At 34.1% G+C, this 12,614-nt stretch carries 11 protein-coding genes and 1 tRNA gene; 6 read left to right on the forward strand and 6 right to left on the reverse strand.

What is annotated here, in order from left to right:
- Positions 1-2: 2 nt before the first annotated feature.
- Both ACY2RT_RS06755 and ACY2RT_RS06760 read right to left on the reverse strand, forming a co-directional pair.
- Positions 3-230: a FeoA family protein gene (locus tag ACY2RT_RS06755; protein ID WP_490155137.1), complete on the reverse strand. Its 228-nt coding sequence runs from the start codon at positions 228-230 to the stop codon at positions 3-5.
- 80 nt (positions 231-310) lie between these two features.
- On the reverse strand, positions 311-976 hold the full coding sequence (locus ACY2RT_RS06760; RefSeq protein ID WP_490155138.1) for an SCO family protein: 666 nt from the start codon (positions 974-976) through the stop codon (positions 311-313).
- 109 nt (positions 977-1,085) lie between these two features.
- Here ACY2RT_RS06760 and ACY2RT_RS06765 point away from each other — a divergent pair, with 109 nt between their 5' ends.
- The 4 genes from ACY2RT_RS06765 (at position 1,086) to ACY2RT_RS06780 (ending at position 4,858) form a co-directional block, all read left to right on the forward strand.
- The gene (locus ACY2RT_RS06765) at positions 1,086-3,023 is read left to right on the forward strand and encodes a M1 family metallopeptidase (protein ID WP_490155139.1); all 1,938 of its coding nucleotides are present in this window, start codon (positions 1,086-1,088) and stop codon (positions 3,021-3,023) included.
- 146 nt (positions 3,024-3,169) lie between these two features.
- A complete protein-coding gene (gene rseP, locus ACY2RT_RS06770; RefSeq protein ID WP_490155140.1) occupies positions 3,170-4,480 on the forward strand; it encodes an RIP metalloprotease RseP in 1,311 nt (436 codons plus the stop codon).
- Positions 4,481-4,554: 74 nt separating this feature from the next.
- Positions 4,555-4,628: transfer RNA gene (locus ACY2RT_RS06775), tRNA-Asn, on the forward strand.
- 86 nt (positions 4,629-4,714) lie between these two features.
- Positions 4,715-4,858, forward strand: a complete 144-nt coding sequence (locus ACY2RT_RS06780) for a hypothetical protein (protein ID WP_490155141.1) — start codon at positions 4,715-4,717, stop codon at positions 4,856-4,858.
- A 238-nt stretch (positions 4,859-5,096) separates the two neighbouring features.
- Here ACY2RT_RS06780 and ACY2RT_RS06785 read toward each other — a convergent pair whose 3' ends face one another.
- Positions 5,097-5,543, reverse strand: a complete 447-nt coding sequence (locus tag ACY2RT_RS06785; protein WP_490155142.1) for an SRPBCC family protein — start codon at positions 5,541-5,543, stop codon at positions 5,097-5,099.
- Positions 5,544-5,913: 370 nt separating this feature from the next.
- On the opposite strand from ACY2RT_RS06785, the gene ACY2RT_RS06790 reads away from it, so the two are divergent.
- A complete protein-coding gene (locus tag ACY2RT_RS06790; protein WP_490155143.1) occupies positions 5,914-6,744 on the forward strand; it encodes a LytTR family DNA-binding domain-containing protein in 831 nt (276 codons plus the stop codon).
- Between the two features lie 99 nt (positions 6,745-6,843).
- Positions 6,844-9,075: a carbohydrate binding family 9 domain-containing protein gene (locus ACY2RT_RS06795; RefSeq protein WP_490155144.1), complete on the forward strand. Its 2,232-nt coding sequence runs from the start codon at positions 6,844-6,846 to the stop codon at positions 9,073-9,075.
- 393 nt (positions 9,076-9,468) lie between these two features.
- On the opposite strand, the gene ACY2RT_RS06800 is transcribed toward ACY2RT_RS06795, so the two are convergent.
- The 3 genes from ACY2RT_RS06800 to ACY2RT_RS06810 form a co-directional block, all read right to left on the reverse strand.
- The gene (locus tag ACY2RT_RS06800; protein WP_490155145.1) at positions 9,469-9,945 is read right to left on the reverse strand and encodes a hypothetical protein; all 477 of its coding nucleotides are present in this window, start codon (positions 9,943-9,945) and stop codon (positions 9,469-9,471) included.
- A 368-nt stretch (positions 9,946-10,313) separates the two neighbouring features.
- Positions 10,314-11,522: a transposase gene (locus tag ACY2RT_RS06805; RefSeq protein WP_490155146.1), complete on the reverse strand. Its 1,209-nt coding sequence runs from the start codon at positions 11,520-11,522 to the stop codon at positions 10,314-10,316.
- 250 nt (positions 11,523-11,772) lie between these two features.
- Positions 11,773-12,588 (reverse strand): PepSY domain-containing protein, encoded by an 816-nt coding sequence (locus ACY2RT_RS06810; RefSeq protein WP_490155147.1) that lies wholly within the window; start codon positions 12,586-12,588, stop codon positions 11,773-11,775.
- Positions 12,589-12,614: the final 26 nt, after the last annotated feature.

Genomic DNA, 12,614 nt, shown 5'->3' on the forward strand with positions numbered 1-12,614 from the left:
CGCTAGTCTACTAATTCTATTTCAATCTGTGCTGCTGTCTCTTTTCTTATGGCAAGATGGCTTCCATTAACGTTAAGATACAACGGGTCTTGAAAAGGGGCAGTTTGCACCAATAGCACTTCATTGCCAGGCAGGCAGCCCATTTCCAATAACTTTAAAGGCACTACATCTACAGAAAATTCTTTGATAATTGCGCGCTGCCCTTTCTTCAATGATGCAATAGTTAGCATTGATATTATTTAGATTGATTTTAAACAAGACAAAAGTAACAGAAAAAAGGGAGCTTGGAAAACATTTCAGTTTAAAAATTTTATTCCTCTTCTTTCAGAATTTTGATATCCTCCAGAAGCTGTTCAATGGCTTTAGGGTCCGTACCATCATAAAAACCCCGAATGCGTTTTTTTGTGTCTATCAAAACAAAGTTTTCGGTATGGATGAGGTCGTTGGGAGTATAGGGATTGTCCTTAGCTGCCAGGTAGGATTTACGTGCAAGATCATATATCTCTTTTTTGTCACCGGTAACCAGGTTCCATTTAGAATCGTTAACTCCTTTTTCCAAAGCGTATTTTTTTAATTGTGCTACAGAGTCTATTTCGGGAGTTACAGTATGTGAAAGCAACATAACTTCAGCGTCATTTTTAAGTTGTTCTTGAATTTCTGCCATATGACCTGTCATAATAGGGCAAATAGTCTGGCAGGTTGTAAAAAAGAAGTCTGCTACGTAAATTTTGTCTTCATAGGCCTTTTGAGTAATAGCTTTCCCGTTTTGGTTTATCAACGAAAAATCTGCAATGGTGTGATATTTTTTCACATGCTGAAGGGAGCTGTCAACCATTTCGGCATTTACTTCTGCAGGTTGATAGACAGGAAGCACTCGATTGGGGTTTAATATTTGATAAATGATAGTAATTATAATCACTGAAAGAACCAATAATACAATCCCTAGAAACTTATATTTTGCAAAAAAGCGTAGCATAATTCAAAATTATAATAAGTAAGGGCAAATTTACGCTACATATGTTACATAACAATGTCATTTGTTTTGTAGTTTTGTTAGACAAGAAAAAACTACCAAACTATTAATTATGAAAAAGATAGCATCCCTTGTATTTGTATTAATTACTATTATTACAAGTGCACAGATCAATACCAGTGATGATTTTTCATCGATCATTGAATCTGAAACAAAAGCTGCATTAAAAATTATGCAGGGAACAAGAAATCTGAATACAGGTAATTACGATCTAAAGTACCACAGATTAGAATTATCTGTAGATCCAGGTGTTGCTTTTATATCTGGAGATATAACCTCGTATTTTGAAGCAAAAGAAGACCTGAACGAAATTACTTTTGAACTTTCAGATAATATGACTGTTTCTCAGGTACTACAAAGGGGGAACACATTATCTTTTGTACAAAACAGTGATGACGAAGTGGTCATTACTTTACCACAAGTTCAAAATACAGGAGTTTTAGACTCGTTGACCATTAGCTATTCGGGAAATCCGATAAGCTCCGGTTTTGGATCCTTCGAACAATCCACTCATAATGGAGACCCAATTATATGGACTTTATCCGAACCTTTTGGAGCCAAAGGATGGTGGCCCTGTAAGCAAGACCTCAATGATAAGATCGATGAAATAGATATTTATGTGACCACTCCTCGTTATAATGCTTCTAATGAAGAATATATGTTGGCTACTAATGGTCTGGAGCAAAGTCAGGTGATCAATGGAAACGATAAGACAACACATTTTAATCACAAATACCCAATCCCTGCATATTTAATAGCGATTGCGGTTACTAATTATGAAATATACTCGCATACGGTTCCTAATAACGGAAACCCCTTCGATATTGTTAATTACGTATATCCCGAAGATTTATCTATTGCTCAGGCAAGTACAGGAGTTACTGTAGATATAATGGATTTGTTTTCAGACTTATTTGAAGAATATCCATATGCAAATGAAAAATATGGGCATGCACAATTTGGCTGGGGAGGTGGAATGGAACATACCACAGTTTCTTTTATGGGAAGTTTTTCCAGATCATTGATCGCTCACGAATTAGCGCATCAATGGTTTGGTAATAAAGTAACCTGCGGTAGCTGGCAGGATATATGGTTAAATGAAGGATTTGCTACCTATTTAGCCGGCTTGGTAATAGAAGATTTTGACGGAGATGCTGGTTTTAGGTCTTGGAGACAAGGTAGAGTTGACAATATTACTTCACAGCCAAATGGTTCTGTATATATCCCTGCTCAAGATACAACTACCGTAGGAAGAATATTTAGTAGCAGGCTTAGTTATAACAAACCTTCAATGGTGCTACATATGCTTCGAAGAAAATTAGGAGATGCAACATTCTATCAGGGGATTCAGGAATATCTAAGTGATACAAACTACTCGTATGGATATGCGAAAACTCCGGATTTTATTTCAAAAATGGAAAATGCAAGTGGAGAAGATCTGGAAGAATTTTTTGATGATTGGATCTATGGAGAAGGATACCCCAGTTATCAATTAGAATGGTACCGTCAAAATGCTACGGAAATAAGCATCACTGCAAATCAATCACAAAGTAATGGTTCAGTATCATTTTTTGAAGCAGCGGTTCCCATTCGGGTGTACGGGATAGGTGGAGAAGAAGTAGATTTCCTTCTGGACCATACAACCAATGGCCAGGAGTTTGTTTTAAATATAGCTTTTGATATTGGAATTATCGTTGTTGATCCGGATTTCCATTTGATTACCAGAAACAATACAGTATTAGGAGTTAATGAAAATGTATTTGCATCTGACTTTATAATTTTCCCAAATCCGACTGAAACAAAATTTCAGATTAAAAAACCTAACGATCTTACCCTTTATAAAATTGAGGTTTATGACGTATTGGGAAGAAAGGTTATGACGCCGGAAGTTCAAGAGGTTATATCTGTCGAAGGATTGACATCCGGATTACATTTTGTTAGATTTGAAACAGATAAAGGAACTTTACAAAGAACACTTGTGAAGAAATAATGTTGTAAAACAACAATGATTTTTATCAGGTTGAGGATACTCTTTATCAATAATAGATAAAGAGTATCCTCAATTATATTAAGGAACTCATAAAATTTTTTTAGCAACCTATAAAAGAGTACTTTTGTGCCTTAATTTTAATGACTATGAGTCCATTTGCTGTAAAAGCACTTCAGTTATTGCTAAGCTTATCTATATTAATTGTTCTTCATGAGCTGGGGCATTTTATTCCTGCCAAGATCTTTAAAACACGTGTAGAGAAATTCTTCCTCTTTTTTGATGTGAAATTTGCATTGGTGAAAAAGAAAATAGGTGACACTGTTTATGGTATTGGCTGGTTGCCTTTGGGAGGCTATGTGAAGATTTCCGGAATGATAGATGAGAGTATGGATAAAGAACAAATGGCACAACCTCCACAGCCTTGGGAATTTAGAAGTAAACCGGCATGGCAGCGTTTGATCATTATGCTGGGAGGAGTAACGGTGAATATTATTGTAGGTTTTGTGATCTACTCCAGTATTCTTTATTTCTACGGAAGAAATATTGTCACTAACGAAAATTTACCACAGGGTTTTGCTATTGCAGAGGAATTTAAACAATATGGTTTTCAGGACGGAGATCAGATCTTAAAAGTAAATGGAGAAGATTTCGAAAATGTAAAGGACATCAACAAATATCTTTTTTTACGTGATGTTACTTCAATCGAAGTTAAACATGCAAATAATACTATTGAAACGTTATCAATTCCTGAAGATATTGGAACTGAAATGTTTAAGAAGGATATGTTAACACCTTTTATGGAACGCCGTAATCCAATTGTAGACACCGTGCGTGCTGATTTTCCGGCTGCAGCGGCAGGATTTAAAATAGGAGATAGTTTGGTTTCGGTAAATGGAGAGAATATTAGATACTGGCATGAATTTACTGCAAGTATTAGAAAGGATATAGAAAACGAAAGTACGGTTGTTGTTTCAAGAGAGGGCCAATTAAAAACACTTACCGTCACTCCTAATGAAGATGGAATTGTTGGAGTTAATAATTTTAGTGAAACAACGCATATAGAATATTCTCTGTTTGAAAGTATAACCGGTGGAGTAGGCTATGGATACAACATTTTAAAGGATTACGTAAAACAGTTCAAATATGTATTCACAAAGAAGGGAGCGTCACAAGTAGGTGGTTTTGGGGCGATTGGAAATCTTTTCCCGGATACCTGGAACTGGCTTAGTTTCTGGCAGACAACAGCACTAATTTCCATTATTTTAGCATTTATGAATGTCCTTCCTATTCCTGCATTGGATGGCGGCCATGTAATGTTTTTATTATATGAGATGGTGAGTGGCCGTAAGCCTAATGATAAATTTATGGAGTATGCACAAATGGTAGGATTCTTTTTACTAATTGCATTGGTACTATTTGCCAATGGAAACGATATTTACAGGGCAATTGTAGGGTAGTAAAAAAAACAGATTCTTTTTTGTAGCGCATAGAAAATAAATTATATTTGCATCCGCTAAAGCGAAAAACACCTTCCTCCTTAGCTCAGTTGGTTAGAGCATCTGACTGTTAATCAGAGGGTCCTTGGTTCGAGCCCAAGAGGAGGAGCAAAACCCCCAGACCGCACCACATTTGGTCTGGGAGGTTTTTCTAAATTAATCTTCAGCATTGTCATTTTACTAACCCTTAACGAAATGGCAGATCTAATTTTACTACCAAACAATTGTAAAATGGTTACTCCTTCAGTAAATTCAAGTGATTGGAAGACAGGAGGCTCTAAGCTAATGAACAAAAATTGGTACATCAGTTATCGATTTTATGACTCAAATTTAGAGTAATATTTAGACGCAAGCCACATAACATTACTCCTTATTATAACAAATCTATTTATTTAGATTTATTGCGTTAAGTTATTGAATAGAGCAATTATTGCAAAAATTAACACTAACGTGTACGTGTAAGGCTAGTTGTGTTGAAGGTAAGTTACTAAAAGAAAACGAACCAGAGGAAAATACTATGCATTTTCCGAGTATACATAGAACTAGCAATTAAATATACAAGTTGGAGCGTTTAGTATTAATCTCCATGATATAATTTTATTTCATTTGGATATGGAGTCCCTATACTTGTTTCCAAATATTGTTTTAAACTTAATAAGTATATAGTCCATTTAGAAGAGAAGTAAATTAAAGACTCAATATCTTGGGGGTTGATATTTTGATGCGTATGCGTTAAAAAAACTTGATTATCCTTCTCTGTTATTTCAAAAACAAGTTGAGTTTTATCCCAAGATTTGAAACTATCAAAACAAGTTAATATAAGTTTTTCATTGAGAATAATCTCGTCATATCGAAATTTTAAGGTTGTCAAGTTATCAAAAGTCAAATACAATGTTTCTCCTAATTCAACAATTCCTTCAGATTTTGATGCCCACCACTTATTAAGTCCAGATGGTTGTGAAATAGCATTAAACATCTCTTCTTTTGTACATTTTGCTCCAATAAAATGAATTGTTCTTTCCATAGTTCTTAAATGCATTTTGTCGGTTGTCGCATTATACAAAACGTGTTTGTCTATATTTATTTGTGTTGACTAGGTCTAAGTTAATAAAAGAAAACAAACCATTAGAGAAATCTGCAGGATTTTCCGAGTACAAGCATAATGAATAATTAATTACACATGTTGTTGTATAATATTTTTTATTTTTCCATGTCATTAATTATACCATGTTAGTTTCTAATATTTGTTAGAGGATTTTCCTCTTGATAGAATGTGTAGTCTTAAGACTTAACACTAATTTCAAAGGTTAATTATTATCTTTGAATAGATTAGGTTTATTTCAAAAAGACTAGTTTGGCTATGAGCTTAACACATTCCTGCATATATAATTAAAATGGCGAATGGGATTTACATTTTTTTAGTTTCTAGAGTAAAAAATGTCAATGGCATTTTAAAAGCTGTAATTTTTATAGCATTATTCTCATCTCTTACAGCGTGGTTAATTTATTGGAGAGAATCGCCAAGAAAATTAAATGTGAGTTACTTGCAAGCTTTCATTTGGCAATTAATGATATGGTCGCCTTGGCTAGGATTTACTTTTTTTATTAAAGTTACTCGGCAAAAAATTTCAAAGCTTAATATTTTTAAAAGATACACATTACTTGGAGGATGTTATGCACTAATAATCTGCTTACATTGGTATTGGTTTATGATATATAGCAGTAATTTTAGTCCGTATTTGGGTTTTCCAAATGAGAATTATGGTGTGTTCCCTTATTTTTTTATTTTTTGGAGTCTAATAGATTTTGTTTTGTTATTAGTGATTTCTATCTACTTCTCAGGGTCAGAAAAAAATCTTGTGAATAGTAGTACTGAAAAAGAACAGAATGACTTTACTATACAAGTAAAGAGAGGCACTAAAAGTATGCTTTTAAAAAGCACCAACATTTATTGGATTTCTGCTGAAGGCTACTATATCAATTTTCATACAGATCAGGGAAAATTTTTGCTACGTCGCACATTAAAAAGCATAATTGAAGTTTTACCAGATTCGGAGTTTATTAGAATCCATCGATCGGCTATTATTAATATAAATTATCTGGAGGAATTAAATCAATCAATCAATAAAGGTTTAGTTGTATTAATGAAAGATGGAAATTCACAGCCTGTCAGCAGAACCTATATAAAAGCCCTTAAAGAGATGTTAAAATCGATATCGGTATAGGTTTTGGTTACCAAAAAAGTGTTCATTCGCTGCTTAATCCTTAAAATAGTATAAGCAATTAAAGGGGTTTACGATTTTAGTTGGAAAATTTCAACGTCTATGCGAAACTATTTAGCTGTATTTATTTCCTTATTTTTTATTTGTACAATGCTTTCTCAGAATCCCCAATTTGAACTTAATAAATTAACAAGTGCTATAAACTTTGACGGTTATATAGATGAACAAGTGTGGGAAAACGCATTTACGCTATCTCAGTTTAAACAGTTTGAACCAAATTTGGGAGAAAAGTCTACAGAAAACCCAGTGATTCGGGTCACTTATGATAATACATATTTGTATGTAGGAGCCAACATAGTGTATAACGATTCTAAAAAGCAATTTGCCAGAGTTATGGAACGGGATATCCCATTGGATAGGGATGATTTTGTGGAGATTCATATAGATAGCTACAATGATCATATCAATAGTTTGGTATTTAGTACTAATGCTCTGGGGACAAGGTATGACTATGAAGTAAGTAGAAATGGACAAGAGACCAATACATCTTGGAACACATTTTGGGATGTCAAAACCGTTAAAGTTCCAAATGGATGGACTATGGAAATGAGAATTCCTTTTGCATCCTTAAGATACGATCAAGCCCCTAAAAACATCATGCGAATAAAAGCTGTGGTAAAGTATAAATACAATAATGAAAGAATAATTTCTCCTTTAAATAATATTGAACGAGAACCTGTAATTTTTCAATATTTAAATGCATACGAAGTCGTTTTAAGAGATTTGCCAAAGTACAAACCCTTGTTTGTTACGCCTTATGTTAAGGGTGGAGCAATTGGTTTTAACAGTTTAAATGAACTGGGAAATGCATATGAAAATGAATCGCAAATATTTGAAGAAAAAGGATTTTTTAAGAATCAGATACTTGATAAAATAGCAAGCAACATAGGGTTGGATATAAAGTATAAACCCAATACAAATCAAACTTTAGATATTACATTGAATACGGATTTTGCTCAGGTTGAAGCCGACGATAGAATAATTAACGTAACGCGATTTCCTGTATTTTTCCCTGAAAAGAGGTTGTTTTTCCTAGAGAATGCAGACTTGTTCAATTCAAATCAGTTTAACCATCGTCTTTTTCATTCAAGAAGAATTGGAATTCAAGCTGGTGAAACGGTTCCAATAATTGGTGGTATACGATATGTGGGAAATAAAAACCGACTTCAATATGGATTTTTAGCTATGCAAACCAATAAGGTTGAAAACCGACTTCCTTCCGAAAACTTAAGCGTATTAAGATTAAAACATAATATTGGGCAGTTAGGATCTTATATTGGGTTTTTAGGAACGTCAAAACTGTCTTCCAACGATTACAATTATTTGTTGGCTTTAGATGGAAGCATAAGAGTTAAACAAAATATATTGACCCTGTTTACTTTGGCATCTACTTTTGATAAGTTTTTGGGTAAATGGAAGACGACCTATGGCGCTTTAATAAACACATTTAAGTCTAATGGTTTTGGTGTAGAATATAGATATAGAGATTATAATGATGGGTTTAATCCAGAACTAGGGTTTGTCTCAAGACCTGATACTAAAAGATTAACGTTAAATCACGGCTGGAGAAAAGTGTATAGCAATCATTCTTTTTTAAGACGGTTATCTATAGGGAATTGGCTTACAAGATATTGGATGTCGTCAACTAACAAACCAGAATTCTTTCAAACCAATATATACTTTTCTGTAGGCTTTAAATCTGGGTATAGCTTTGGAATGTTTGCGCCAATATATCAAACCGATCATCTGTTTTCGGCCTGGAGTTTTTCAGATAACATAGAGATTCCCGCTGGCAATTATTCCATGTGGAAAGCAGAACCTTTTTTCTCTACTGGTGAGGCCAAAATCTATAAGCTTTCTGGAGGACTAGAATTTGGTGAATTTTATGGAGGAACACAAACGAGTGCCAATGGAAGGGTTAATTATGACTTTAGTAAAAATTTTCAAAGTGAAGTAGGGTTTAGATTAAACCGATTTAGTTTCCCAGAACAGTATAGCCTTAATGGTGATAAAAAGGTAAAAACGGATCTTTGGTTTGCTAAGTTTAAATTATCTTTTTCTTCAAGTTCATTTTTAAATACGTTTGTACAATATGATACAAGAGAAGAGAAGATTGGTTGGAATATCAGGTTTAGATATACGCCAAATGAAGCAACAAACCTTTATGTGGTTTATAATCATAACATAAATAATGATAGAGGTAGGTTGTCTCCACGATTGCCTGTTACGGATAACGTGGGTTTTACAGTTAAACTTTCTAAAACTTTCTTCTAGAGCTATATAGTTTTGTTCTCAAATTGTCTAAAATTATGCAATCTTTCTTAGGTGGGTTAATATGTTACACAATGAGTTTGTATATGGTTTGTAGCGGGGCTCCCTCTATTGAATGAAAATGATAAATAACATAGAAATAAAGAAATTGAAAATAGCGGGAAGTACAGTAAATACTAAGGCTATGGAAGATAAAACTTTCTGTACTAACACATTCGAAATTTCGAATACGCTTAGAAGTTAAATAGCACGCTTTCAAATTGCCAACTTTTGGTCATTGAAAGTATTTTTGAAATATTAATTTTGATTTCAATTCAGTTTTTAATCGAATTGAATTAAAAAGTTCTTTGAATTAATGATATAAATGCTCAATTAGCACCTTTTAATGCAGTTTCGTTACTTACTGGACGCAATTCGGTCTTTGAGTGATTTCTTAATAATGGGTCTAATGTTTTTGAGTTTTGGATTCTCGTGTATCTCATTAGGAGTGTAAATCTCGTGGATATAGTGAGGGTGGCGATTGTTGTAATCCTCTACAAAGAAGTCCATCTCTTTTTGCATCGTTTCAGAAAGAATGGTTCTTCTTCTAAAGTAGGATTGTTTCATAATACGGAAGTTCCCTTCCACCACCAAGTTGGAAAAGGTAACATCTTTAAGTGCAATCTTTTTGTCGATATCAACGTGAGATTCGTTAATGAAATGTACCACGGTTTTTGAAAATTCCCCACCAAGATATTTATCTACGGAATCGGATTTCCAATAGTATGCAGTAGAAGGAGAAATAGAAGCAAGAAACTCACGAGAGATCAATTGTTTTTCAACCCCAAGTGCGTGACATATTTTAATATAAGAATGGTGGCATTTATACTTCATTATAAAAGGTCTTTAGTGATTTGAAAAAGCTGCAAGAATAAGAAAATCCCTACAAATAGGGGTGTGGTTCGAGCCCAAGAGGAGGAGCTTTACTTGACTCCCCGTCTTTTAGACGGGGAGTTTTTATTTTCAATCTTCGGAAAGGCTTATGTTTACTAAGGATGAGCGAGATCAGTTCATCGACAAAAGCGGTTCGATAACTTTTTCCCCTGCTATCTCTACGATGCTTTTGAAATAGACTGTCCCATATAAGGGAAAGTGTTCGAAGTAAGTGAGTTATAGGGATTGTTGCAATTACTGATTTCCTTTAATGACAGACTTTGCATGTATTTTCTTTGTTTTGAGATATTCTCAACACTTCTTGTTCTTTAAATCCTATTTTTATACCTGTTAAGATTGATCTGGGCACCATTATGAGTTTCAAAAGGTGTATTACCTCCTAAACTCCATTGAGGACGTTCAGTATTGTAAATCGGGATGATTTCTGTAAGTGTTTTTTCTAACACTGCTCTTCCCTCTAGGCCTCTATGATATAGAAACTGATGTTTAACGACCTTGTTCAATGCTTCTACCATCGAGTTTGAAAACACTACGTCTTTCTGAGCAATCAGATGTTTGATAGGTGTGGTTAGTGAGCTTAGATAATGAGAAACCGTTGTATTTACATTCTCACTGCCTCCGTCGGTTAAAAGTTGTACGCTTGTAGGCTGATATTTTCTATTGGCACACTCTAACAACTCTTTTATCGAGTGAGCAGAACTACTCTTCCCTACCCTATAACCAAGAATCATTTTTGAATAATGATCCATTAAGAAATGAATGTAGTGTTTGACTCCATCCGAAGTTTTAAAAATAGCCACATCAGCACACCAGAGTTGGTTAGGGCGTATTGTTTTAACTGGATTATATGAATCAGACTTTCGTTTAAAACGACGGCTGTTATATCCAAGTAAACGACAGTATTTGTAAAATGTAGAAATACAACACTGCATATCACCCTCCCGCATGGCTTTTAGATAGATTGAAACCTTAGACCAATGTCTATACCTGTCATCTGTCAGATATTTCTTAATGGTTAGTACTTCCTTTGACAATAACTGATTTGAATAGCGTTTACTACACCACTGGAAATATGAAGCTTCACACTTGTGAATAACAATAGATTTATAATGATGAAAAGTAGTTCTGGAAATATTGAAGACTTTAAGAGCCATATCAATAGGAACAACATCTTTTATCTTTTCAATAGCATTGACCACCAACTCCTTTTGATCCTTAATAATCGTTTTAACACCTTTTATATTCGTTATAACCTGATGGAAGGTATCTACTAGTTGAAAATAGCTTTGGTTTATTCTTTTAATCTTAGATGACTGATTTACTCGTTTAATGAGGTCAAGTTCTTGTTTAAGAATTTCATTGAATTCACAATGTTTGTACTTATCATCAGGTTCTTGTTTCCAACGAGAAATATTAGAACTTGGGATTAAAGAAATTTGTTCAGAGGTGAGAATGTCTTTGAGGAGTCCATGACGTGTAATATGTTTAATAGATGTATCATAGGAAGCTCTTTTCATGCTCTAATTTTTATAGAGCAAAGCTATATTAATTACAAGAATATAGCCATTGTGTTTTGTACTTATCTCATTTTCATAGACTTCCCTTATATGGGACAGTCTATTTTAAAAGGATCATAGAGACTGCAGGGGGGCAAAAACGGCGAAACCCACTCAATATGAGTGGGTTTTTTCATGAAAAAAATTGAGAGAGAAGCCTGTCCTGAGCAAGTGACGTAGGAATTTATCTACGGGAGACCCAGGAGGAGTGTTACTCCGAATTTTTACTCTCAATTAATTCTAATTCCTTTTCTGCAGCGTAAGCATAATTCTTTATAGTCTTAATTTCAGACATACTGTTTGTCATTTCTAGATCACCTTTCAAGCGACTAATTAAATTTTCACAATATTGCTTCCTAACGTCTTTAGAAAGTTTACAAACGGTTTGTTTATAAAAAACATCTAATTCGGCTAAGCTCATTTCTGGTGTTGGTATATTTAATTGTCCAAAAGACTTCTTTGAAGCTCTTTTGCTTCTTTTTCGCATGACTTTTGGGCCGTACCATAACCAAAATCCAGAAACTGTAAATGTTAGCAATGATAAACCCATAATCGAGGTGTAAATTAACTTGAATACTTCGCCTTTAGTGTCGAATATATAGTCAAGGATAGAGCCATCGTGGATATTTTCAACAATGTCTGAGTGTCTCCGTTCTATGTGTAATACTTTACCAGTGGCACCATCTACCTGAATTCCCCAATAATGATCTATAAAGACAAACTTTACCATACCCTTTTGGGGTCTCGCATCAATTCGTTCTAATTCAAGAGATAGGCTACTATCAATAGAATCGTGCAAAGTAATACAAGCTATGCTATGGAGTTTATCGAACGACAACCAATCTTGAAGATTTACGGAGGAACCTTGGTATGATTTAGGTAAGATTATTCCATTACTGTTTTTCTTCCATCCTAAAAGTAAGCCACTTAATGAAATAACGGTAAAAAGTAAAAACAAGATTATTCCCATTTTTCGGTGTATTCTGCGTGTTCTTCTTAAAAGAAGCGCATGTTTTCTTCTGTTCATAAAACTGAAATAAAAACAGCTTACCG

The organism is Ulvibacter sp. 2210JD10-4 (genome assembly GCF_058148525.1).